22 protein-coding genes, 1 pseudogene and 1 riboswitch are annotated in these 23,386 nt (G+C 36.9%); of the genes and pseudogenes, 6 read left to right on the forward strand and 17 right to left on the reverse strand.

The genetic code is table 11. The annotated features are described in order from the left end of the window. Window positions 1–45: 45 nt before the first annotated feature. Genes trmB through LEUM_RS05990 form a run of 3 tightly spaced genes read right to left on the reverse strand, consistent with a single transcriptional unit; the run spans window position 46 to window position 2,734 of the window. Window positions 46–705, reverse strand: coding sequence for a tRNA (guanosine(46)-N7)-methyltransferase TrmB (trmB, locus tag LEUM_RS05980; RefSeq protein WP_011679948.1), 660 nt, complete (start codon window positions 703–705; stop codon window positions 46–48). A 12-nt stretch (window positions 706–717) separates the two neighbouring features. Beyond that, the gene (locus tag LEUM_RS05985) at window positions 718–2,004 is read right to left on the reverse strand and encodes an ABC transporter permease (RefSeq protein WP_011679949.1); all 1,287 of its coding nucleotides are present in this window, start codon (window positions 2,002–2,004) and stop codon (window positions 718–720) included. Next, window positions 1,994–2,734, reverse strand: coding sequence for an ABC transporter ATP-binding protein (locus LEUM_RS05990; RefSeq protein WP_011679950.1), 741 nt, complete (start codon window positions 2,732–2,734; stop codon window positions 1,994–1,996). Before LEUM_RS05990 ends, LEUM_RS05985 begins: the two co-directional genes overlap by 11 nt. A gap of 162 nt (window positions 2,735–2,896) precedes the next feature. Here LEUM_RS05990 and LEUM_RS05995 point away from each other — a divergent pair, with 162 nt between their 5' ends. From LEUM_RS05995 to LEUM_RS06005, 3 genes are read left to right on the forward strand one after another with little or no spacing between them, the layout of a single operon-like run. After that, window positions 2,897–3,319, forward strand: coding sequence for an HIT family protein (locus tag LEUM_RS05995; protein ID WP_011679951.1), 423 nt, complete (start codon window positions 2,897–2,899; stop codon window positions 3,317–3,319). 34 nt (window positions 3,320–3,353) lie between these two features. After that, window positions 3,354–3,596 (forward strand): hypothetical protein, encoded by a 243-nt coding sequence (locus LEUM_RS06000; RefSeq protein ID WP_010289169.1) that lies wholly within the window; start codon window positions 3,354–3,356, stop codon window positions 3,594–3,596. Window positions 3,597–3,651: 55 nt separating this feature from the next. Continuing rightward, the gene (locus LEUM_RS06005; protein ID WP_011679952.1) at window positions 3,652–4,581 is read left to right on the forward strand and encodes a peptidyl-prolyl cis-trans isomerase; all 930 of its coding nucleotides are present in this window, start codon (window positions 3,652–3,654) and stop codon (window positions 4,579–4,581) included. Window positions 4,582–4,660: 79 nt separating this feature from the next. Here the strand turns inward: LEUM_RS06005 and LEUM_RS06010 are convergent, their stop codons facing one another. The 7 genes from LEUM_RS06010 to LEUM_RS06040 are packed head-to-tail and all read right to left on the reverse strand — an operon-like array spanning window position 4,661 to window position 11,468. Next, window positions 4,661–5,866 carry an MFS transporter gene (locus tag LEUM_RS06010; RefSeq protein WP_011679953.1) on the reverse strand — a complete coding sequence of 402 codons (1,206 nt, stop codon included), beginning with the start codon at window positions 5,864–5,866 and terminating at the stop codon, window positions 4,661–4,663. An 11-nt stretch (window positions 5,867–5,877) separates the two neighbouring features. Beyond that, window positions 5,878–7,059: a pyridoxal phosphate-dependent aminotransferase gene (locus tag LEUM_RS06015; protein ID WP_025268174.1), complete on the reverse strand. Its 1,182-nt coding sequence runs from the start codon at window positions 7,057–7,059 to the stop codon at window positions 5,878–5,880. A 30-nt stretch (window positions 7,060–7,089) separates the two neighbouring features. Further along, the gene (locus tag LEUM_RS06020; protein ID WP_011679955.1) at window positions 7,090–8,028 is read right to left on the reverse strand and encodes a D-isomer specific 2-hydroxyacid dehydrogenase family protein; all 939 of its coding nucleotides are present in this window, start codon (window positions 8,026–8,028) and stop codon (window positions 7,090–7,092) included. 18 nt (window positions 8,029–8,046) lie between these two features. After that, a complete protein-coding gene (locus tag LEUM_RS06025; protein ID WP_011679956.1) occupies window positions 8,047–8,769 on the reverse strand; it encodes an amino acid ABC transporter ATP-binding protein in 723 nt (240 codons plus the stop codon). Further along, the gene (locus LEUM_RS06030; RefSeq protein ID WP_011679957.1) at window positions 8,762–9,421 is read right to left on the reverse strand and encodes an amino acid ABC transporter permease; all 660 of its coding nucleotides are present in this window, start codon (window positions 9,419–9,421) and stop codon (window positions 8,762–8,764) included. Before LEUM_RS06030 ends, LEUM_RS06025 begins: the two co-directional genes overlap by 8 nt. Before the next feature lie 11 nt (window positions 9,422–9,432). Next, window positions 9,433–10,269, reverse strand: coding sequence for a basic amino acid ABC transporter substrate-binding protein (locus LEUM_RS06035; RefSeq protein ID WP_011679958.1), 837 nt, complete (start codon window positions 10,267–10,269; stop codon window positions 9,433–9,435). Between the two features lie 2 nt (window positions 10,270–10,271). Further along, the gene (locus LEUM_RS06040) at window positions 10,272–11,468 is read right to left on the reverse strand and encodes a trans-sulfuration enzyme family protein (protein ID WP_011679959.1); all 1,197 of its coding nucleotides are present in this window, start codon (window positions 11,466–11,468) and stop codon (window positions 10,272–10,274) included. A gap of 321 nt (window positions 11,469–11,789) precedes the next feature. Between LEUM_RS06040 and LEUM_RS06045 the strand changes: the two genes are divergently transcribed. Further along, the gene (locus LEUM_RS06045) at window positions 11,790–12,695 is read left to right on the forward strand and encodes a LysR family transcriptional regulator (protein ID WP_011679960.1); all 906 of its coding nucleotides are present in this window, start codon (window positions 11,790–11,792) and stop codon (window positions 12,693–12,695) included. 279 nt (window positions 12,696–12,974) lie between these two features. On the opposite strand, the gene LEUM_RS06050 is transcribed toward LEUM_RS06045, so the two are convergent. The 7 genes and pseudogenes from LEUM_RS06050 to LEUM_RS06080 all read right to left on the reverse strand — a co-directional run bounded on the left by LEUM_RS06050 (window position 12,975) and on the right by LEUM_RS06080 (window position 22,193). Continuing rightward, window positions 12,975–13,712: a 3-oxoacyl-ACP reductase gene (locus tag LEUM_RS06050; protein WP_011679961.1), complete on the reverse strand. Its 738-nt coding sequence runs from the start codon at window positions 13,710–13,712 to the stop codon at window positions 12,975–12,977. Continuing rightward, complete coding sequence (locus tag LEUM_RS06055) at window positions 13,709–14,266, reverse strand: QueT transporter family protein (RefSeq protein WP_011679962.1); 558 nt, start codon at window positions 14,264–14,266, stop codon at window positions 13,709–13,711. Before LEUM_RS06055 ends, LEUM_RS06050 begins: the two co-directional genes overlap by 4 nt. 6 nt (window positions 14,267–14,272) lie before the next feature. Continuing rightward, window positions 14,273–14,318: riboswitch (PreQ1 riboswitch) on the reverse strand. Window positions 14,319–14,339: 21 nt separating this feature from the next. Then, window positions 14,340–15,638: an RNA polymerase sigma factor RpoD gene (gene rpoD / locus LEUM_RS06060; RefSeq protein ID WP_011679963.1), complete on the reverse strand. Its 1,299-nt coding sequence runs from the start codon at window positions 15,636–15,638 to the stop codon at window positions 14,340–14,342. A gap of 49 nt (window positions 15,639–15,687) precedes the next feature. Next, window positions 15,688–17,551: pseudogene (dnaG, locus tag LEUM_RS06065) on the reverse strand (DNA primase). Between the two features lie 234 nt (window positions 17,552–17,785). After that, a complete protein-coding gene (locus LEUM_RS06070; RefSeq protein WP_011679964.1) occupies window positions 17,786–18,607 on the reverse strand; it encodes a helix-turn-helix transcriptional regulator in 822 nt (273 codons plus the stop codon). A gap of 24 nt (window positions 18,608–18,631) precedes the next feature. Then, window positions 18,632–20,770 (reverse strand): alpha-xylosidase, encoded by a 2,139-nt coding sequence (gene yicI, locus LEUM_RS06075; RefSeq protein WP_011679965.1) that lies wholly within the window; start codon window positions 20,768–20,770, stop codon window positions 18,632–18,634. 19 nt (window positions 20,771–20,789) lie between these two features. Then, the gene (locus LEUM_RS06080; protein ID WP_011679966.1) at window positions 20,790–22,193 is read right to left on the reverse strand and encodes a glycoside-pentoside-hexuronide (GPH):cation symporter; all 1,404 of its coding nucleotides are present in this window, start codon (window positions 22,191–22,193) and stop codon (window positions 20,790–20,792) included. A gap of 544 nt (window positions 22,194–22,737) precedes the next feature. On the opposite strand from LEUM_RS06080, the gene LEUM_RS06085 reads away from it, so the two are divergent. Together LEUM_RS06085 and LEUM_RS06090 are read left to right on the forward strand one after the other, a co-directional pair. Then, a complete protein-coding gene (locus tag LEUM_RS06085) occupies window positions 22,738–23,181 on the forward strand; it encodes a hypothetical protein (RefSeq protein ID WP_011679967.1) in 444 nt (147 codons plus the stop codon). Further along, on the forward strand, window positions 23,174–23,386 hold the full coding sequence (locus LEUM_RS06090) for a hypothetical protein (RefSeq protein ID WP_011679968.1): 213 nt from the start codon (window positions 23,174–23,176) through the stop codon (window positions 23,384–23,386). Before LEUM_RS06085 ends, LEUM_RS06090 begins: the two co-directional genes overlap by 8 nt.

Below are 23,386 nucleotides of genomic sequence, written 5' to 3' on the forward strand. Positions count from 1 at the left end.
AGTTCATATTTTTTGTTTATATAATACTCTGTAACCCTTGTCGCTCTAAAAATGAGCCTTAATCTTATAAATTGGTTGACCCTTAGCCATAAACTTTTGTTCATACTCGGTCTCAACGTTACCCTGTACCTTGTCTTCATCAGCATGCAAGTCCAGCGTGTAATCTTCTGGTGTCCATCGCATGCCATAGTCCATAAAACTAACCATTGAATACTCAAATAAATGACGATTATCTGTTTTGAATTCAACTTCGCCATGTTCTGGCAAAACTGCTTCATAAGATTTCAAGAATGACTTATACGTTAATCGACGGGATTCATGACGCTTTTTTGGCCAAGGATCAGAAAAGTTCAAGTAAACTTTGCTAACTTCGCCTTTTTCAAAATAAGTCTCAACACCATTACCGTTACCATAAATATAACGCAAGTTTGGCAATGTTCCGACCTGATCAAAGCTCTTACGTGCTGCAATGGCAATCGCCGTCTCTTGAATTTCCATGCCAATATAATTAATTTCCGGATGTGCCAAGGCCATGCCAAGAATAAACTGACCCTTACCAGAACCAATCTCCAAATGTATTGGTTGTTCTTGGTCAAATAATGATTGCCACTGTCCAATTTGTGCTGTTGCACGATCTTGATCAATCACTATATCTGAATGCTCAGCCAGCCAATCGCTAGCCCAAGGTTTTGAGCGTAAATGCATAAAATCTCTCCGTTACTTTTTCATTTTTTTAATCATGTATGGAATATAACTTTTTTGTAGCGCAATAGTAACTACAATCAACAATACAAATAATAACAGTATCCGTTGTAAAGAGCCACTTGTCACGGCTACCGTAACAATCAACAACGTGCAAACAATGTAGTTCACCAATCTATGCACCTGAATAAATGCGCTCTGTTTCTGAGAATTGGTGATTGGCATCAAACGCGTCCAAATTTTCTTTTGCGTATCTGAAAATAGTGGCAATAACTGAAAATTAACAAGATATACTGTCAATGCACCAACTACAGCAACAAGCCAATCGGGTGCAGTCTGCAACACACCTACGATAATCATCCCCACAATTATTAATCTAAGAACCAAAGGCAATATTTCCGTGTCTCGCGCTAAACGTGTCCAATATAATCGCAACATTGCTGGTTTGTTCTTTATTAAACGTTGCAGACAAAAATCTAGGTAACGTCGTCTTTTAATTGATTTAGGTTGATTGGGGATTTCAGCAAAAAGTGCAAAAAAGTGCAATACTCTTTGCTTTTGTTGTTGTGCTTGTTGTGTTGCGATGGCCCAGTTGATTGCGAATGAGTTTGCCTTATGATTGCTGATATGAAAATAGTAAGCCGTTACTGCCATCAATACCAACCAAGCACTCATCAAAATATATACTTGCGTCTGGGTCAATATAAGGATAAATTCTAAGAAAATGCTAGGCAATAAAACACGGAAGAGAAGCCCCTCAGCTGTTGAATTTGCTTCAAATATCGTAATCGTTTGCACGCGTTGCTTCAAGAATAACTTATCTCGTTCAAATAGCAATAGAAGCAACTTATAACTAATTGCAAAAATCAGCAACGAACCAATTCGTAATAAACCACTGACATAAATTCGCAATAGAATTGGTATGATAGCACCGACAAAAACAGCTTGCCATACGCTGGCATATAGAATACTCAAATTTACAGAACGCGTCAAATATTTCTTGATAATTTCCGAGTCGTTTCCTAATAAGTAAAGCCTATCTGCTGGCTTGAAGTACGTAATTAAATCACCTATCTGTAGCCCTATCAGTAACCACGTAATGATGATTACTTGCCACCAATTAGAGCGCCAAAACATCATCGACTGCGGCGTACTGAGCAGTTCGCGATAAGCAAGCACAATACCACCCAAAGCAATAATCAAAAAAATCACAAAATGATCATTAAATAATAATCGCAGATATTTAGCACTTGTCCGCTGTTCGTCTCGAAAGCGCCGCCAAAATAAATCGCTAGCCTTCATTAGCTAACTCCTTTTGCATTAAATCAAACAAATCATCAAGATGATCAACTGTTAACTGATTTTCTTCTGCTAAAGCGGAAGGTGTGCCCACAAAACGTACTTTACCATCATGTAGAACAACGAACCTGTCCACAAATGTTGCCGCTGAAGCTAATAAATGAGTTGTCATCAAAATACTATTTCCAAGTTTTGCTTGTTCTTTCATCAAAGATACAACATCCCTTTGCGCTAATGTATCTAAGCCCAAAAAAGGCTCATCAACAATTAGCAATGGGGCGTTCAACATAAATGCAGACACAAGCATTACTTTTTGTCTCATCCCTTTCGAAAAATGGATTGGTAGCCAGTTTAACTTATCCTCTAATCTAAACATGGTTAATAATGACACAACACGTTCCCAAGTATTATCATCGTCTTTTTCATGCGCCGCTAGCATCAAATGTAAATGTTCACCCAACGTCAATTCGTCATACAATATTGGTTGTTCGGGAATATATGCAAGTTGTGATTTAAAAGCTGTCGGCTCTGATACTATATTAGTATCATTAAGAACTATTGATCCCATCTGAGGCTGTAGTTCTCCGATGATGTGATTAACCGTCGTTGATTTTCCAGCACCATTTAGACCAATTAAGGCAACGATTTCACCATTAGGCACGTCAAAAGAAATGTTTTTCAATATATTATTGCCTGCGTACCCGCCAGATATATTGTTAATTTTTAATCCCATACATTTATTATAGCAAGCATTACATGATATTTGTATGAAATCTATAAATATAGATAATGACCGTCTCTTTTCAATTTGTTTACTAAAAATAACACTTTATTTTTGTTATATAACCTTATTTGTTATAATGAAAGATAACAAGTAGAAACGGAGATTATTACATTGGATATTTTTGACAAAATTATTGCAGGTGAAATACCAAGTTATAAAGTTTATGAAGATGAAGATGTTCTCGCTTTTTTGGATATCTCACAAGTAACCCCTGGGCATACACTCGTTGTACCAAAGAAAAACGTTGATAATATTTTTGACTACGATGACGAAACCGCCAAAAAAGTTTTGTTGAAGTTGCCTGTCATTGCGCGCGCCATAAAAGCCAGTGACGACAAGATTACAGGTCTAAATGTCCAATCAAACAATGGTCCTTCTGCTGGTCAAACCGTTATCCATTCTCACTGGCACCTAATTCCTCGTTATGATGATGATAATCTAAATAGCGTGTTAGCACCAACTATTGATAACAGTGCTCATTTTTCAGCAGAACAGTACCAAGCCATTGCTGATAGTATTGCTTCGCAATTTTAAAACATCCGACGTAACGATGTTTGGGAGAAATAATATGAAATTATTTGATCAATTCAAAAATCTCATCACGAATATAAAAGAAATAACATCTTTGCTCAAACAACTCCAGTTACAACAGCATGAATTAACAGAACAATTAAAAGAGATACAGAGTGTTTCTGAGGACATTCAGTCAGACATCGAAAAAATGAATTTCAAAAATCAACCACATATTTCACGTATTAATGAAGCTACTGAGCATTTAAATACTGAATTATCTAAGTTTAAAGCGCATTAGATTCATTTATGGTAAAATACTTAGTATTGTATCTAGAAAAGGAAAGTATTATCACATGCGAAAATTTATTTGGGGGCTTCTCGTCGTTGTTTTTGTCGGCGGACTGGTCTTTCTTGGTTTTAACTCGTCAAAAACATTAATGACTTCAAAAGTTGGTAAAATTACTGAAAAGCAATTTTACGAAGATATCAAAACATCATCAGCTGGTCAGCAAGAATTTGCTAATATGGTTATTAATAAGGTCCTAGGGGCCGAATATGGCGACCAAGTTTCTGACACAGATGTACAAAACGCCTACGACGCACAAAAGGCACAGTATGGTTCATCGTTCAAGACTGTTTTGGCATCAAACAACACAACTGATGCCCAATTTAAAAAGAATATCAAAAATAATCTGATCATCAACGCTGCCATCAAGGCTAACTATAAGGTAACCGATAAGCAACTGAAAACTGCTTATACAAACTACCACTCAGACACGACGATTTCGATGATTACAGCCAAGAATGAAGCTAAGGCTAAAGAAGCAATTGCTGCATTGAAGAACGGTGATAACTGGAATACAGTGTACAAAAAGTATTCTACAGATAGTACTTATAAATCATCAAATGGTAAAATGCCAGCGTTTAATTCAACAAATACAAGCATCGACTCAGCCGTGCAAACTGCAGCATTCAAGCTCGATAAAGTTGGCGACTACTCAACGGAACCTGTAACTGGTACAAGTGGCAGTTACTATGTCATTAAATTGAATAAGAAAACAACAAAACCTTCAATGAGCAGTTTGCGTAGTACCTTATCAACTCAGATAGTGACTGACTTCATTAATGATTCAAGCAACACCAGTGAAATACAAGCCATTGTCGGAAAGATTTTGCGTAAAAACAATGTTAGTGTTAAAGACAGCGACTTGAAAACTGCTTTGAATACCTATCTAACGGCTGGTATTTCTTCTTCAAGTTCTTCAAGTTCTTCATCAAAATAACTGCTGAATCATTTATTGTCAATGATTGTGCAAAGAAAAACGATCTAATTGCTTAGATCGTTTTTTTATACCAATTTTTTTATGTAGGAGCCGTTGAATTGTCCAGTTCTCCTTTCTTCAATAATACGTAACTGATCATTAAGGCACCACTAGCAATGTAAAATAGATTATTCAACGGCATAAATTGACTCAGGTATGCACCAAGAATAGATCCAGCTAAACTACCAAGTGATTGTGCCGATAAACTCATACTAAAAACCGTACTCAATCGATTACTAGCTTTTGACAATAATACTTGTATCATTGGCGTCATACCAGCGTTAGCAATTCCAATTAAAAATCTTAGTCCTGCAAAAAACATTAAACTGGTGGTCATACCAAGCAAAGCATAAATTATTATTGCTGCAAGTTCACACAATTTAAGTATTTTTAAAGTACCAAAATGGCTACTCATTTTACCAACAAAGGTTGCAAATACAGCTGTTGCGACACCTGGCAAAGCAGAAACAATACCCGTCATGATAGTCAAATAATGCTCTGAAAATAACAAATCTTTAATCATCAAACTAACATAAGGAATTATGGCACTCTCTACAAACTGAATTAGCATGGTAGCACTGAGCAATATTAAGATTGGCACAGTCCAAACGCTTTCCTTTTTAGATGAGACTAACTTTTCGGTCGGACTTGTATTGATTTTCTGAAAGTTTTCCTGAATACCATAAAAACTGATGAAAGCTACGCATAACAAAATTATACCCGTAATAAAAAAAGTCATTCTAATGCTAAATATTGTAGCGAGTACGCCGCCAATTAGCGGGCCCATTAACCCACCAATAATATATCCGGTGGACAATTTACTAATCACTACGGATCGCTCCTCAAGTGGCGTTTCAGCAGCAATTAAGGCAATTACACTGGGTGTATAACCATCAAAAAGCCCTTGACAAAGACGGAGAATAATAATCTGCCAAATATTCGTCACACAACTCAATAAGATGATTACAATCCCCATCCCCGCCGCTGTGCGAAGCAGCATTGGTTTTCGCCCGTGTTGGTCTGCAATTTTACCCCAAATTGGTGAGACTAATATCACTACTAAATACGAAGCCGCATATGAAATACCGGCATAAAAACTAACTTGTGCCTGATTAAAATGACTAATTTGCATGATATAAAGAGCCAAAAAAGGCATGGCTTCACTAAATGCCATGCCCGCCATAAATGTTCCTATCCATGCTATCTTGAAATTTCTAATTCTTTGTTCACTTTTGATTTGCCCCACACTTCCACCTCTTAGCTGAGGCTTTTTTGATTGTTTAATTTAGCCACGGCAGCTTGAAACCTGTCCAAAGCTTCTTTTAGAATTGATAAATCCATTGCATAGGAAATTCGAATAAATCCTTCACCAAATTCAGTAAAAGCGGAGCCATGAACAACAGCCAAATCCACTGTCTCTATTAGAAACTTCACGAAGTCTAATGAAGTCATGCCAAACTTTTCAATATTTGCAAAGACATAAAATGTTCCCTCTGGTTTAATATAGCTAATACCAATTTCATCCAATCGTTTCAGAACATAGTCTCGCCTTTCTCTAAATATGGGCACGATCTCAGACGGGTTATCGCGATCCACTGTTAAAGCTGTCATTGCAGCTTCTTGAGAGATACTTGAGGCACAGCCAACATCGGTTTGATGGATTTTATATAATTCATGAATTAAACATTCTGGCCCTAATAAATAACCAATGCGCCAACCCGTCATACTGTGCGATTTAGATAAACCGTTTAATACTAAGGTTCTTTCCTTCATATCGGGCACACTTGCAATAGATGGTGCGAAATCTTGATCGTAAACTAAACGATTATACACATCATCTGTCAACACATATAAATCATGTCTCTTGATGACATTAGCTAATTCTACTAACTCTTGAGAAGATAAAACAACGCCACTCGGATTATTCGGATAATTGAGTATAACTAATTTACTTTTCTCACTAATGACCTCCTCTAATTGATTTGGTAATAGCCTAAAATTACTCGATCGTGTATCAACAACTACTGGAACACCCCCTGCTAAAGTAACGGCTTGCGTATAAGCAGTATAACCAGGTGAAACAAGGATGACTTCATCACCAGGATTCACTAATGCTCGGATTGCTAGGTCAATGCCTTCACTTGCACCAACTGTCACTAGTACCTCTGTAACAGGATTATAAGGTTCACTGTAAAATTCTTGCGCGTACTCAGTGATGATTCTTCTAAGTGCTAATATACCCATATTATCAGTATATTTTGTGTGATCTTGCTCAATCGCTTTAATGCCAGCTTGCTTGGTAGCAAATGGTGTTGGTAAATCAATTTCACCAACTGTCAGTTGAATGACCTCGTTTACCGGCTTTTTTATAAAATTAGAAACCAAACGGATACCTGACAGTCCTGTGTTATGAACATTTTTATTAATATTTTTTGTCATTAATGGCGTACCTTTCATCACCTAATTGTGCTAGTTTAATCTGTATATCGGCTTTTGGTTGTTAAAAAAATCAAGAACGCTTGCCACTACTTTTTCAGCAGTCAAGTATTCGGATTCTACTGTATTTGCACCAATATGTGGTGTAATCACAATTTGATCATGATTCAATAAAGGACTAGCTGTTTTTATGGTCTCATAACTTGTTGTGTCTAGACCTGCACCTGCTATTTTTCCAGTATTTATTGCCTCAACCAACGCCTCTTCATCTACTAAAGCAGCTCGTGCTGTATTAATTAGAATAGCGTTCGTTTTCATCTTTGAAAACGCTTCATGATTTAAAATACCACTTGTTTCTGGTGTAGCAGGAATATGTAACGATATGATATCTGATTGTGCTAGTAGTGTGTCATACGATACAAATTGACCATAAAGCGTTTCTCGCTTTGTTCGACTATAAACCAATACATGCGCCCCAAAACCATGCAATATTTTTTCTAAATTTTGCGCAATTTGACCATACCCGATGAGTCCTATTATTTTCCCAGATAAATTATGACCCATTAAACTTGCTGGATATGTTAATGCCTCACCTTTTTGCACGCTATTGGTTGCTTGGTTGACCTTACGCAAAACTGTTAATATCAAAGTAACAGCCAGTTCCGCAACAGCAATAGCATTTGCACCGGGTGTATTTGTCACCCACACACCGTGTTTGGTAGCTGATTCCACCGGAATGTTATCATATCCTACACCACGACGGGCGATTAATTTTAGATTTGGCAAGGCATCAAACCAATTCTTGTCAAATGCCATATCAGTCATAATAATGACCGCTGCATCAGAAGCTAAGGACAATAATTTTTTTTCATCATAATTCGGGCTATGCGATACATCATATCCTGCACTGGTAAATTTTTGAATAGCAACTTCGTGTAAATCACCTACAATGTGTATGCGTTTTTCTGACATATATAGTTCCTCAATTTTTCATAATACTTTTCCCAAAAATTCCTTTGTTCTGACATGCTGTGGTGCGCCAAATATCGCATTTGGAGATCCTTCTTCAACGACCACACCATCGGCCATAAAAATAACCTTATTAGCTATTTCTCTGGCAAAGCCCATTTCATGGGTCACTACGATCATGGTCATGCCCTGCTTAGCTAAATCCTTCATTACTTCAAGAACATCATCAACCATTTCTGGATCTAAGGCCGAAGTTTGCTCGTCAAACAATAAGTATTTAGGATGCATCGCAAGCGATCTCGCTATTCCTACACGTTGCTGCTGCCCACCAGACAAAGATTTAGGATAAGCATTCACTTTGTCAGATAAGCCGACTAATGCCAACAGTTTTTTGGCCTCTTCATTGGCCTCATCAACACTCAAGCGCTTCACGCGCTTAGGCGCTAATGTTATGTTTTCTAACACGGTTAAATTTGGGAACAAATTAAAATGTTGAAAAACCATTCCCATCTTGGCTTGAATACTAGAAATATCGTTATTCTCATCTGTTATATCTTCACCATCAACATGGATATACCCGCTTGTTGCAACATCTAAGTGATTGATGAGTCGCAGCAATGTTGATTTACCAGACCCTGATGGTCCAATGATAACAACGACTTCATTTTCTGGCACTTCTAAGTTAATATCTTTTAAAACATCATTGGTACCAAATTGTTTTGAAATGTGTTCTACTTTAATCATTTTGCGCCATTTTCCTTTCCCATAGTTTCATTAGTCGACTTGCTGACAAGGTCAAAATCAAATACAGTACGGCAACTGTGAGATATGGCGTCCAAACAACATAGTATTGTGCATTCATAGCTTGAGCCCAATACGTAATTTCTGGTGCGGATATTGCTGATACCAAAGATGAATCTTTGATTAAACTAATAAATTCGTTTCCTAATGCCGGTATCACTATCTTTATGGCTTGCGGCACTATGATAAAACGCATCGTATCAAATTGAGACAAACCCAATGTTCTAGCCGCCTCACGTTGCCCTTCAGAAATGGATTGAATACCTGAACGAAATGTTTCAGCAATGTAGGCCGCTGCATTCAGGGACAAGGACAGGGCACCGGCTATATATGGATTGGAATGTCCAAAAATTGCCGGTACGACACCAAAGTTGGTAATCAAAATTTGTACAAACAATGGTGTGCCACGAAACAAACCAATATAGGTTTTAAATATTCCAGAAATAACGGGGTTTTTCGACATACGGCCAAGTGCAATAATCAGTCCAAATATCGTTCCAAAAACTACCCCACAAAGGGAAAACAGCAAAGTGTATAGTAAACCATGCATGAAAAATGGGGCGTAATCTAAAATCATTTCATAACTAAAACTCATAGATCATCTCCTCATTGCTGTGACTTTATGACATCAAGTGATGGCTTACTACCAAACCACTTTTCATAAATTTTTGTATATTCGCCATTGTCAATTATTTTTTTCAAAGCAGCGTTATATGTTGAACGGTATTTTGAATTTTTAGTAAACATCAAACCAAAATATTCTGGTTCAAAGTTTTTATCGTCATAAATAACTTTTAATTTGTATGAGGGATTACTTGCCACATACTTTTTAACAGTGGTTTCGTCACCAATTGCAGCGTCTGCTTGCCCATGAACAACCTGTAAAAATGTTGTGCCGCCTTTGTCTTTGCTAATATTTGAACTATTCTTGCCAAGGATTGATTCAGCAGCTTCCTCTCCGGTTGAACCTAGCTGAACAGCAACTTTTTTATTCTTCAGATCAGTTGCATTTTTAATTACTGTGTCAGTTTTCTTAACAATGATTGCCTGTCGAGAAACAAAGTAAGGCTTTGAAAACGAATATGTTTTTTGACGATCTTTTGTAATTGTAATACCAGAAATAGCTGCATCAGCTGAACCAGAATTTAATTGTGTAAACATCGAGTCCCAACCAGTATTCTTAATCGTATACTGATAGCCCGCTTCTTTAGACAAAGATTTTAAGATATCTAAATCAAACCCAACAACCTTACCATTTTTTATGTATTCAAACGGGTTCCAGTTAGCATACGTTAATACTGATATTTTCTTTTCTGATTTACTTTTGGTGGTTGCTGAATGTCCCACCAATTTTGTTGTGCCTATGACAATCCCTACAATAACGACACCTAAGACAATATACACAATATTATTGTGTGACTTTTTTTGACGTGGAGCTACCATGTTTATTCACCTTCCTCTAACTCTATCTGAGATAATGCATACTCAAAGTCATGAATTAAGTCTGCTTCATCCTCAATACCGACACTAACACGCAGTAGTTGGTCAGTAATACCAATCTTTGCTTTCTCTTCTTCTGGCGTATCATAATGAGATGAAGAGACTGGATGTGATATTGTTGTTCGTATGCCTCCAAGGGTCATGGCATACTTCGTCAAGTTTAGCTCCTGTAAAAACTTATTAATTGTTTGACGATCGCCTTTTAATTCAAAACTCAACATGCCCCCATATTGGTTAGAAAATTGCGCTTCCGCTAAGTCATGTTGTGGATGGCTCTTTAAACCAGCGTAATAAACCTTGCTAATTAGCTGATGGTTTTCCAAAAATGTTGCTAATGACAAAGCATTACTTGATTGTTTTTTAACACGTAAGTCTAAGGTTCTGATACCACGTGTTGCTAACCATGAATCAAAAGGATCCCCTGTCGTACCCAGTAGCACCTGAAGGTTATAAATTTTTTCTATTATCTCAGCCTTAGCGCTAATTGATCCTAAGGTTACATCACCATGGCCATTTGCAAATTTAGTTAAACTATTAATCACAACATCTGCACCATCAGTTAGTGCGTGAAATAAAACTGGCGTCATAAAGGTGTTGTCAACAATAAGATAACTTTGGTGGCTATGCGCTAAATCTGCAATTGCCTTAATATTTGCAACTGTCATCATGGGATTGCTAACTGTTTCTGTATAAAGAATTCGAGTGTTCGCATTTATAACCGAAGCAACCTCATCTAGGTTTGTAATGTCAACAAAGTCAACTAAAATTCCGTATTTACTTAGTGTCTTAAGAAAATCAATTGATTCACCATACAGCGTTTTATCAGCCACAACGTGATCACCTGATGTCAAAAGTGCTAAGAGTGTTGTTGATATAGCAGACATACCTGTGTTCGTGATGACACTATTTTCTGATTGCTCCAAGTAGGTCATAAGTTCTGCAATCCCATCACGATTCGCATTATGGGACCTCGTATACGCATAACCTTTTCGATCATAAGTATTTTGCAGATCATCTAAATCTGCCACATTGTGAGCTGTTGACAAATATAAAGGCATCACTTCTGGATCACTGACACGATTGGGGTTAATTTTATTCCCTTTGTACAATATGTTTGTATTTTGTTCATTTTTGTATGTCATTACGACAATACCTCCCTTAAAATAAAAATAAAAATGCACTGATTTGTATCAAAGTTCGTATTTACGGATCCGCTATTTGATATTGCAGTCTACTCTACATACTTATCTATTTTATTTCATTAGTTAAATTGCCTTTTTAAAAATATAATTTGTACAAATTGCACAAATAACATCTCTTTTCAGGAACAAAAAACAGCATACCTAAGTTAGGTATACTGTTTTTAGAAAACTATTTACTCGCAATGTTTAAATAATCTTATCTTGGTTCCACTGAATAAATGCTATAATCGATTAACAACTTTTTTTGAAAGTGTGGTGCGTATGGAAATTAAGCAATTAGAATATTTTGTTACTGCCCATAACTGTGGCAGTTTGAGCAAAGCTGCCGCTAAACTGTTTACAACCCAACCCAATGTCAGCAGGGTCATCAAACTTTTTGAACAAGAGTTAGGCTCTCCTCTATTTGAACGAACTAGCAAAGGATTGAAACTAACAGCGTATGGCAAATCAATTTATAGTTATGCTGAAAATATTTTGAAAAACGTAAATTTGATTACTGATACAAATTCTATATCAAGTAATAATAATTTTTCCGTAGCAACCTATCCCAGTAATATCATGTCATGGCTGTTAGTTGAACTATACCAGAAAAACCCAGATATGATTCTTTCTCACCAACAAGGTACCGTTGAAGAAATAACGACTCAAGTTTCCCAAGGATTCTCTGAGCTAGGCATTCTATACGTTTCTCAAAACCAGTTAAAGGCTTTTCGACATATTATTTCTCACAAGAAACTAAAATTTATTGAGATTGAAAAAAGAGAGGCGTGTATTTATGTCGGACATAACAACCCTCTTTACAATAAAACCTCAATCTCGTTTGAAGAACTACTAAAATTAAAATTTGTCCGCGGATTAAATGATTTTTTTTCTATGGAACACCAATTGGAACAAGTTAATGTTGGTGGCTTCGCTACAGATACGCTACAACCAACTGTTTACACCAATAGCGAGCATCTTTTAACAAATATCATTTTAGAAACAGATGTCGTTGAGCTAGGTATTAATATGGTTTCTCCTAGCCATAAACAATATGATATCAAAAATTTAAAAATTGAAGGAGAAGATGCCTACTTAACATTTGGCTACGTGATCCAACAGGATCACAATCTCAGTCATAATGCGCAAGAACTACTAAAAAGTCTCGAAAAATTACTAAAGCCATAACAAAATGTTATGGCTTTTTACCTATAAACTGGTAATTGTTCTAAATAATTATATCAGGTATAGTGATTGTATATTAATCATTCGAAAAAGGCCACTTTTGAATGAAGCCATCATTATACTTTAAAACTTCAAATCAGCGATAACCCACACTCATGCAAAAATTCATCTGCCAGTAAATAAATATTATAATACAAATACTCTTTAAATCTAATTTGTCTACCCTTATTTAATTGTGACATGGATTGACTATATTATATGGAAGAAAAAAATATTTTTTGTTCAATGTCCTAATGTCCAACCACCGTCAATTGGTACTACTGTGCCATTAATATAGTCAGCTTGTGGGCTTGTCAAAAACATTGTTAAATCAGCGACTTCCTGTGGTGCAGCCCAGCGCTTTGCGGGGGTTTGATTGGCAACTTGTTGGGCCATACTAGCATCGCCAGCAAAATCTTTGGCATTCATTGGTGTTTTAATTGCTCCCGGCGCGATAGCATTAATATGTAATCCCTTTGAAGCATAATCAAAAGCCAACTGTTTGGTATATCCAATAATTGCATGTTTACTGGTTGTATATGCCGCCCCGCCCCCACCAGCAGTAAAGCCAGCTATAGACGCCATGTTAATAATATGTCCATATCCAGAGGCAATCATCTTGGGTAATACAGCATTCGATAAAATAAACATCGGTGTTAAGTTTGTATCCATCACCCGTTGCCAAGTCTCCAAGTCAATGGTTAAAGATGGCTGATAATCATCTAAGATTCCTGCTGTATTCAATAGAATGTCAATTGAAACATCACTAGTTATGTGTTCCACCAACATTTCTAGTTTTTTGTGTTGTCTAATGTCAATTTGATACGTATGCAAATGTTTGTGTGTGTACGTAATTTTTTCTTTGTCTAAAGCATACACTGTTGCTCCTTGAGACAAATAAGTTTTCAATTGCGAAAAACCGATGCCTGAAGCAGCACCGGTTAATAAAACATTTTTATTTGTATAATTTTGTTCAATCATTTGTCTAATTTAATAATCTTACTAAGTGCAAAAATCAAAATACCACCAACAATCAATGACACAATTTCTCCTGGCAAAACACTAATATAGTACGCCAACCATTGTGAAAAAAGACCGCCTGATGCGCCTGAAGGAAATGAACCACTGGCACCAATATTAAAGGCAAATGTAAACTCTGCTGCTAAAATACCCATTCCTAATGTAGAAACTACAAAAGAGCTAATTAAAATTTTTACCAGCGTGCTTGTTACTTTGCGAGTCAACAGATAAGTTACAGTGGTCATAATCAAGGTACCTGCGGTACCAAATATCCAATCAACCCAACCTAATGGCGAAATGAGATTGGCGATAAAAACGCCTAGCCCCAATGCCAAAATATATCGTTTATTCCATGCGGATAAGTGATTTAAGCCCTCAGATAAACGTAACTGAACTGGTCCAAATCCGATTGGTGCTATAACTAACGTAATTGCTGCATACAACGCAGCAACAATCGCTGTTAATGTGATATTTCTAGTGCGATTGCTTTGTCGCGCACTTACTGTTTTTTGCATAAATAGTATCTCCTAGTTTTTTTAAGCGGGATGGTTGATGAACCGCTATTATTAAGTCTCAGAACACAATCAATTAATTCGTACTCTCATCCATGAAATCCTTCAATTGTTTTGAACGACTTGGATGACGTAACTTTCGTAACGCTTTCGCTTCAATTTGACGAATACGTTCACGTGTTACACCAAATACACGGCCAACTTCTTCCAATGTACGTGTACGTCCGTCTTCTAATCCGAAGCGCAAACGCAAGACATTTTCTTCTCGATCAGTCAATGTATCCAAAACAGATTCCAATTGTTCCCTGAGCATTTCATATGCTGCAGAATCAGCTGGAGAAACTGCCTCATTATCTTCGATGAAATCACCCAAATGAGAATCATCTTCTTCACCAATAGGTGTTTCAAGAGATACTGGTTCTTGAGCAATTTTTAAGATTTCACGTACTTTGTCGGCCGTCAAATCCATTTCAGCACCGATTTCTTCCGGAAGAGGTTCACGTCCCAAATCTTGTAACAATTGACGCTGTATACGAATCAGCTTATTAATCGTTTCAACCATGTGGACTGGAATACGAATCGTACGCGCTTGATCGGCGATAGCACGTGTAATAGCCTGACGAATCCACCATGTAGCATACGTTGAGAACTTAAATCCTTTGGTATAATCGAACTTATCTACGGCTTTCATTAAGCCCATATTTCCTTCTTGGATTAAATCCAAGAATTGCATACCACGACCAACGTAACGCTTGGCAATCGAGACAACCAACCGCAAGTTGGCTTCTGCTAACTCTTGCTTGGCTTCGACGTCCCCATTTTCAATACGCTTAGCGATATCAATTTCTTCATTTCCCTTCAACAAATTGACACGGCCAATTTCTTTGAGGTACATACGCACTGGATCGTTAATTTTAATACCAGCTGGGGTTTCCTCGGCTTCTGCTAACTCTTGATCAGTGGGTTTGTTCTGCTTGGCCTTTAACACTTCTGGCGCTGGATCACCATTGTCATCAACAATTGCTATACCGGCATCTTCAACTTTTTCCATCAGACGTTCGATGTTTTCTTCATCTAAGTTAAAGGGCTCAGCTAAACGCTTTGAAAGTGCTGCATATGTTATTTGTTTTGCTGCTTTATACTCAGCAATTAACGCTTTGGTTGCCTTGTCGTACTCAGGATTTTTTAGTGGACCAGACTTTTTGGCTGATTTTGGCTTTGAAGCTTTTCCAGCTGCTGCCGCTTGTTCAGGAGTCTTTCCTTGTGCCAAAGCTAATAGTTCAGCCTTCTTTGCTCGACTATTATAAGCAATTTTTTGCTCATCAAGATAATCTTTAATATCTGAAATTTTACTTGAACTTGAAATAATTGTCATTTTTACTCCTATATTTTACAATGAGGCTATTTAATTAACATCGATTCGACTAATGTTGTCGTTTTTTTATGTTAATTAATTCAGTTGAAAGTTGAACTAGTTTGGCATCATCATGCTGTTGCTTAGCGATTTCAATTAGTTGTTTTAATTCCTGAACACGATTTGACACAGGTGCTTCTTCCATAATTATACGCAAATAATCTTGAACCGCATCATTTTCGACCTTTATATCGCCAAAACTGTGATCAATGGCCATAATTTTTTGATTCAAATTTGGCTTTTGTATAAAATCCATAAATTGAGCAATATCAAATGTCCCCAAATGATCTCGTTGATAAATTTCAGTCAGCATCATTAGCAATTGATACTCAGGATGAACAAAAGCAAATCCCGCTGTCGATTTAACACGTTCCAGCGTATACGGATCTTTAATCATTGCCATGATTAAGGCACGCTCTGCCAACTCAACCTTTGAAATTTTTTGATATCGATTAGGCTCAACTGGAAAACCAAATTCATATTCAGGGACCTTTGGGCTAAAGTCACTCGCAACATGAGATGATTGCGAAACTGATTGATGACTATTTTGCACTTTTACTGACTGCTTAGTTGGTTGTAGTTGTGCTTGTAATGCTTGCTTTGATGTACCAAAACTCATTTGCAATCCGAGTCAGCTGAATATCTTGTTCAACTGGCGTAGCTGTATATAATATTTGCATGACTTCATGCAAGAACGTTAGGTACTGCGCTTGATTACTTAGATTCTTACCATTTCTGGCTGCATTGACCAAAAACTCAATTGGTGTTAAAACGCTTTGATTTAGTGACTTTTTTAAAACTTGTAATCCGCGCTGTATTCGAACTTCATCCGGATCAAGCAAGTCAGGCAGATGGACAACACCGACTTCTATATCTTTAGCATTATTTTTAAAGAGCTCAATTGAACGCCTTGCAGCATTTTGCCCCGCTTCATCACTATCATAAACAAGAAGTATTCTTTTCGCAATACGTGAAAGCTGTCGGACATGATCAGGTGTTAGCGCGGTTCCCATGGTTGCAACGCCAACTTTTTCATCGGCCATGTGTGCTGAAATAACATCCATAAAGCCTTCAAAAATCATCGCCGTACCCGTTTGTCTAATGACATTTTTGGCTCGATCTAGATTATATAGAATACGCCCTTTAGTAAAAAATGGGCTTTCTGGACTGTTCATATATTTGATTGAATTTTCAGCGTCTAGCGATCGACCAGAAAAGCCAACAACTTGACCCCGTTCAGTTTTTATTGGCCAAACGATACGCCCTGAAAAACGATCACGCATGTCACCACTCACAGTATTCGTGATAAATAGCTCGGAAGCCATTAATATTTCATGAGATAAATTTTTCTCCTTCGCATAACTCAATAGAAGGTTATCGTCCGGAACAAAACCAATCCCAAATTCCTTAATAATCTCATCACTTAATTGCCTTTTATCATGAAGATAGGCTAGTGCCTGTTCACCAGAAACGGTGTTAAGCAATGTGTGTTGGTACAATCGTTGCGCATCAGTGTGTAGCTGATAGATTGCTTGTGTTGTGCCATCAATTTGATTACCATTATTCGCAGAAATACTTGAGTCAATTGGAATATCAACGCTTTCCGCTAATGATAAGATTGCCTCAGGATAGCTGTATCCTTCCTTTTCCATAATAAAGGAGAAAACGGAACCAGAGCGACCACATGAAAAGCAATTAAATACTTGCTTGTTTTCTTCAACAAATAAGGAAGGATGCCTGTCATCATGAAAAGGGCATGAGCCCGTCCATTGTCGGCCTTTTTTTACCAATTGTGTATATTGGCCGATAACATCAACGATATTTACTTTTGATCGCACATTATCAATAAAAACTTGCGGAATACGATTTGCCAATGGAACCACCTTTCAAACAATAAAAGTCGCAAACTATTTGGTTTGCGACTGAAATCATTCAACTGTTTTAATTATAATAGTTTAAACAAATCTTGTCAACCCCTGTTTTCGAGGCAGGAATACTTCTATACCAGTGTTTAAAGCTATTTTCATTTTAAGGTAATTAGGTATTATGTTAACTAAAAATTTTAAACCTTAAAAAATTCAAACATACGTTTGGATTTTTTAGGGTACTTACTTCTGTTGTCGTCGAACTTCACTTGGCAATGATCTGTAGTACTCTAAAAATATTTTAGTGCCTAATCTAATATTCGTTATACCACTATCTGTAAAAATTTTTCTAATACTTTTATTACTATTTACTATTTCAAAATATACATGTGCCAATCTGACAACGTAAATATAACGACCCAAAGAGATTCCTGATTTCTTTTTAAAAATTCGACTTAAATAATCTGCATTATAATTAAATTTTTCCGACAACGCTTTGACAGTTAATGTTTGTAAATAATTATTGTTGACATAGCCTATAACTTCTCCAAGCCTCTTATCATGTATGGAATCAATCAATATTCCCCGTTGCCTATATTTAGTAAATAGGTGAAAAAGTGTCCTCAAAAGAAGCTCATTAAATTTGAATCGATACCCAGGATATTTACTTTCGGAAACCTCAAACATTTCTTGGATCAGTGATACCACTTCGTGATATTCTTTGTCCTCGTAATTATTATGAATCGTGAACAAAATATTTTCTGGATTATCCCAATAGTGAGATATATATGTCACAGGAACTTGCAATACAATTGAGGAGTTGTTTGAATGAGAGGATGAGTGAAGGATACCGGAGCCAATAGCGATAAAATTTCCAGGATTTAAGACCGTTGTTTGCGATTCATAATTAAACGTAACAGAACCTTCCAAGACTAATACAATCTCAATATGTCGATGCCAATGAAGTGCCCTTGTCCCAGCAAGCTCATTAGATTTGAAAATTTTAACGTCCAAATCGGTATTATTCAAAACTAATTCATATTCACTATCTAAATCATTTTTCACTTTGTTTCACCTAGAATCGAGGTATTATTGAATTTTTTGCCATACTGGCAAGCTCAAAAAATCATATGTTTCTGAGAGCCATTGCCCTTGACTTTCAACATGAATGTCACGTCCATCAATTAGGTGGTGCCATTCACCTTCTGGCAGGTAGTAGTCGACTACGCCGCTTTCTTCCATGATTGGAGCGACTAAAATTTGTGATCCAAGCATGTATTGTCTATCTAATCCAGAACAATTGCTATCGTCAGGGAACTCCATATACATTGGTCTCATCAACGGAATGCCTTGGTTCACCGACTGTGCTGCTTGTTTGTATATATATGGCATTAAATCTTGTTTCATTTTAGAAAACTTACGTGTAACTTCAACTGCTTCTTCATCAAACAGCCAAGGTACTCTATACTGTATATTGCCATGATAACGCGAATGACTAGAAAGTAACCCAAATTGTGTCCACCGCTTATATATTGCTGGGCTAGCATTTTCTTCAAAACCACCAATATCGTGACTCCAAAAAGTAAATCCTGATGACATTAAGCTAAGACCACCTCTTAAAGTGTCCGCCATCGAGTGAAATTGGCTGAGATTATCCCCACCCCAGTGAACTGGGTATTGTTGACCACCAACTGTAGCAGACCTCGCAAAAACAACAGCTTCTCCATCGCCTTTTTCTTGCTTCAATAAATCAAAAACTGCTTTATTATAACGATACGTGTAAAAGTTATGTTCTCCTTCAGGGTTACCGCCATTATTATAAACAGCCCCATGCATCGGAATTCTCTCACCAAAGTCAGTTTTGAAACAATCAACTCCCATGTCAAGCAATTTTTTCAACAGGCTTTGATACCATTCAACTGCATCAGGATTTGTAAAATCAACAATAGCATTACCAGGCTGCCATAAGTCCCATTGCCAAACATTTCCATCTTCCTTTTTGATAAAATATCCATTCTCTTTTCCAATTTCAAATAATCTTGACTTTTGAGAAATATAAGGATTTATCCATACACACACTTTTAAACCTTTGTCATGGATCCTTTTTATCATACCGACTGGATCAGGGAACTTTTCAGCATCCCATTCAAAGTTACTCCATTCAAAGCCTTTCATCCAAAAACAATCAAAATGGAATACAGACAGCGGAATATCTCTTTCAGCCATTCCATCAATAAACTTCATAACTGTTTTTTCAGAATAATCAGTCGTAAAAGAAGTTGATAACCACAATCCAAATGTCCATTCTGGTGGCAAAGTTGAACCACCAGTTAATTTATTATACTTTCCAATAACCTCCTTGGGAGAATCGCCTGCAATGACATAGTACTCCAGGCTTTCCCCTCTCGTTGAAAAGCTAACCCTATCAACTACCTCTGTGGCTACTTCAAAACTTGTCGTTTGGCTCTCATTCACAAAAACACCATAGCATTTACCATTTTTTATATTCTTAATTCCCGGCTGAACAGCCAAATAAAATGGAATTGATTTGTAACTTTGATCTGAACCCGTCCCACCGTCTCGATTAATAATATCAATACTTTGCCCATTTTTTTCAAACGGTCCGAAGGTCTCCCCAAATCCATAAACTTTTGTTCCTGGTAAAAGGCTTAATTGCTCTCTCATGAAATGATCAGCCCAATTAATGTCGCTATCCTTGAACAGTGCCTGCGCTCCAGTAACAGTATTAGGATGCATAACTTTTCCTAACTCATGACCTGATAAGTCGTCAATAGAAGCTTGAGCTTTCAGTTCAGATGCTGTAATTTTTTCCCCTTTATACTTAAAGTCCATGCGAAAATTAGTATGTAAAGGAATCTCAATTTCTAATGATCCGCTTTTATATTTAATTGCGTCCGATGAGCGAGTGATTTTAGTTTTTACTGGTGTCTGCGCTAAATCATATAAAGGATTGCCATCCTGCTGATCAAAATGTTTGATTCTTACGCCTATAACATCGTGAGTTGGACTAAATAGCGAAATAGTCGAGTTACCCACATCTAACATATCGCTGCGAGTATTCAATCTCTGATAACTTGCGTAGACATTCAAATCTTTACGATTTTGACCTGAAATTTCTGTATCAGTGACTTCTGTATCGTAGGCTTCAATTGGAGAGTTAATGATATAATTATCTTTTCCTAACCAATACCCATCTGAAAACTTCATAATAATTCTCCTTACTTAATCATTCACCTTGCTCTAATTGATGTTTCATTCTTAAGTCTTTAGTCATTTTATTTTCAATCTTATCTACATTATTGAATAGTAGGACAACGCCTGATGCAATATAACCAAACATAGGGATCCATATAAATCCCATTCTTATAGCATTTAATGCCGACAAGCTTTGTGCTGAATCGGAAACATTCGACAAGGCAACGTATCCCCCAGCACTTAACACTGCTGAAAGAAGCATACTTCCTAATCCCATACCAAGCTTTGCACTGAATGAGCTGAATGATGTCACAAGCCCCTCGGCACGAACACCATTTTTCCACTCACCAAAGTCAACAGCATCTGATAACATTACTGCTATTAATGCTCCAACAAGACCATAGCTTATATAATAAATTAGCATTCCAAATAAAATCATTGGCACATTACCACCCATTTTGTCAGCAAAATGCAAAATTAATTGTGATAATGCGGTTCCAATCATTCCTAATAGCATTGTATTCCGTTTTCCAATTAATCTAGAAAAGAAAGGAACTAAGGCAGTAGATATTAAAGTTATAATCGTACCGGCAAGCACTGCGCTACCGAGTTCTTCATTATGGAGTACATATTTGAAATAATATGGCAAAGAACTTTGCCTAATAGCAAAACTCCCCCAGTATACAAAATTAATAAATATAATAATTGCCCAAGGATAGTTGCCTTTCAAAGCTTGCACTGATTCTCGTAAAGGAATTGCGCGATTAGAGTCTTTAGTGACAACACGTTCTCTGGTTCCCTTGAAGGCTGTCATCAAACAAACAACCGTCACCACTCCAAGCAGTAATGCCCATAAAAACCAACCTATTGCCGAAGTTGAAGGATTACGATTGCTTTTATCAAAAAAACTGGCGAATAAAGCAACTGCCGGTAGAGTCAATGGCAAGAATATTGCGGCACCTAAATTTCCAAAAAACTGTCTAATAGTCGACAGTGTTATCCGCTCCGTTGGGTTGCTTGTCATAGCCGGCAGGATAGATGTTACTGGGATATTAATTCCCGAATAAAGAATCTTAGATCCCAAATATGCAATATAAATCCACACAATTTTCCAAACCATCGGAATATTCGGAGCAGTAAATGACATTACACAAAACAAAGCAAACGGAATTGAAAACCATAGCCAATATGGTCTGGATTTTCCCCACCTCGTATGGGTCCTATCAATAAATTGTCCCCAAATAACTCCGTCAATAGAATCAATAATTGCTGAAACAGCGAATAATCCACCAACTACCGATGCTTTTATTCCCATTGTATCGGTACTAAAAACCATAAAATACGTTCCTACAATTTGAAATATAGTGTTACATCCGAAATCTGAAAGGGCATAGGATAATCTTTCAGACCAACTAACTTGTTTATTATTGTCCATATTAATCTCCTTGATTTACATCAAATAAATCTAAATATGTAAGCGCTTACTAATTAAGCATATTATAATTTTTATTTATTTCAACCTTACTAACCAAACAAATCAGATAACGTAACATGATATGTCGGAAACGTACATACTATATTAGTCATAATTAACATAATTTAAATTACTTGTGTAGCACTTCCAACTCGTTTCCTAATATTTATAACAACACATTCCCCCCAGCCCCCCCCTAATCATTAACTTGACAGGCGTGGTTGATACCACACCAGTAAAGTTAATTGGGGGTTCAAAAGGCTCCTTCCGTTTGCATCGCACCAAATTGTTCTGTTTGCTCTGTGCCGCTTTCACAATCGCATGATAAAGAGTCTGTAAGGCGCAAGCGCCAAACAGTCTCTACAAAGAAACACAAGGACGTGACAAGTTGCTGCGCAATCCTTGTGTTTCTTTGGTTATCATGCCAATTGTTACCCGTCACGACGCAACCAGCTCAATTGGAGCGATTGCCAACAGGAAAAAGTTTTGGAATGGAGAAAAAATAATGACAAAGCAATTCTATGATGACTTTAGCAAATTACCAATCGCCAAAATGGCACAATCAATCGCTGATATGACTTATTTATTTAATGAGACTAAAGTGCCGACTAGTCACTATAAAGCGCAATTAAGTAAAGGCTTTGAAGAAATGGTTGAAGCAAGCTTTAGTGTTTCATTAGTCAACACCATTTTCAACACTTTGCAAGCTTTGCAAAAAGAAAGCCCAAAGTTGTTTTACCAAGCTATGCTCTGCCTTGATACCAAAGTAAAGCCTAGCAGTATTACCCCCAGTCAATATCAAGCAATGGAATTTACTTGGTCACAATTTGAATTGAACAAAAAGAAAAATATCCTTGATAAGGACTTTATCCAAATGTTCAATCAAGTTGAAGAAAACGGACTCACCTATTACACGCAAAACCAACAGGAGATTAATGACAATGAATGATGAAGCAATTGAAAAAATAGCCCTACGTTACTTTTCATGGTCTGATGAACAACCTATGGGTGGCTCAGAAATACTGGTAAGCGAAAATCCAAGCAATAGTTCTGGCGAAATTGATTTATCAGATGATGAAGCATTGCGATTAAGTGCATTTATCATGCAAGAATTATCTGAGGGTAAACACGTTACCCTTAGAACCACCATTTAA

Source organism: Leuconostoc mesenteroides subsp. mesenteroides ATCC 8293 (genome assembly GCF_000014445.1).
Classification (GTDB): domain Bacteria; phylum Bacillota; class Bacilli; order Lactobacillales; family Lactobacillaceae; genus Leuconostoc; species Leuconostoc mesenteroides.

What these genes read in the sequence shown, in the direction of transcription:
- trmB (WP_011679948.1), bottom strand. Translation starts at nt 705, where the DNA reads ATGCATTTACGCTCAAAACCTTGGGCTAGCGATTGGCTGGCTGAGCAT.
- LEUM_RS05985 (WP_011679949.1), bottom strand. Translation starts at nt 2,004, where the DNA reads ATGAAGGCTAGCGATTTATTTTGGCGGCGCTTTCGAGACGAACAGCGG.
- LEUM_RS05990 (WP_011679950.1), bottom strand. Translation starts at nt 2,734, where the DNA reads ATGGGATTAAAAATTAACAATATATCTGGCGGGTACGCAGGCAATAAT.
- LEUM_RS06000 (WP_010289169.1), top strand. Translation starts at nt 3,354, where the DNA reads ATGAAATTATTTGATCAATTCAAAAATCTCATCACGAATATAAAAGAA.
- LEUM_RS06005 (WP_011679952.1), top strand. Translation starts at nt 3,652, where the DNA reads ATGCGAAAATTTATTTGGGGGCTTCTCGTCGTTGTTTTTGTCGGCGGA.
- LEUM_RS06015 (WP_025268174.1), bottom strand. Translation starts at nt 7,059, where the DNA reads ATGACAAAAAATATTAATAAAAATGTTCATAACACAGGACTGTCAGGT.
- LEUM_RS06020 (WP_011679955.1), bottom strand. Translation starts at nt 8,028, where the DNA reads ATGTCAGAAAAACGCATACACATTGTAGGTGATTTACACGAAGTTGCT.
- LEUM_RS06025 (WP_011679956.1), bottom strand. Translation starts at nt 8,769, where the DNA reads ATGATTAAAGTAGAACACATTTCAAAACAATTTGGTACCAATGATGTT.
- LEUM_RS06030 (WP_011679957.1), bottom strand. Translation starts at nt 9,421, where the DNA reads ATGAGTTTTAGTTATGAAATGATTTTAGATTACGCCCCATTTTTCATG.
- LEUM_RS06035 (WP_011679958.1), bottom strand. Translation starts at nt 10,269, where the DNA reads ATGGTAGCTCCACGTCAAAAAAAGTCACACAATAATATTGTGTATATT.
- LEUM_RS06040 (WP_011679959.1), bottom strand. Translation starts at nt 11,468, where the DNA reads ATGACATACAAAAATGAACAAAATACAAACATATTGTACAAAGGGAAT.
- LEUM_RS06045 (WP_011679960.1), top strand. Translation starts at nt 11,790, where the DNA reads ATGGAAATTAAGCAATTAGAATATTTTGTTACTGCCCATAACTGTGGC.
- LEUM_RS06050 (WP_011679961.1), bottom strand. Translation starts at nt 13,712, where the DNA reads ATGATTGAACAAAATTATACAAATAAAAATGTTTTATTAACCGGTGCT.
- LEUM_RS06055 (WP_011679962.1), bottom strand. Translation starts at nt 14,266, where the DNA reads ATGCAAAAAACAGTAAGTGCGCGACAAAGCAATCGCACTAGAAATATC.
- rpoD (WP_011679963.1), bottom strand. Translation starts at nt 15,638, where the DNA reads ATGACAATTATTTCAAGTTCAAGTAAAATTTCAGATATTAAAGATTAT.
- yicI (WP_011679965.1), bottom strand. Translation starts at nt 20,770, where the DNA reads ATGAAGTTTTCAGATGGGTATTGGTTAGGAAAAGATAATTATATCATT.
- LEUM_RS06080 (WP_011679966.1), bottom strand. Translation starts at nt 22,193, where the DNA reads ATGGACAATAATAAACAAGTTAGTTGGTCTGAAAGATTATCCTATGCC.
- LEUM_RS06085 (WP_011679967.1), top strand. Translation starts at nt 22,738, where the DNA reads ATGACAAAGCAATTCTATGATGACTTTAGCAAATTACCAATCGCCAAA.
- LEUM_RS06090 (WP_011679968.1), top strand. Translation starts at nt 23,174, where the DNA reads ATGAATGATGAAGCAATTGAAAAAATAGCCCTACGTTACTTTTCATGG.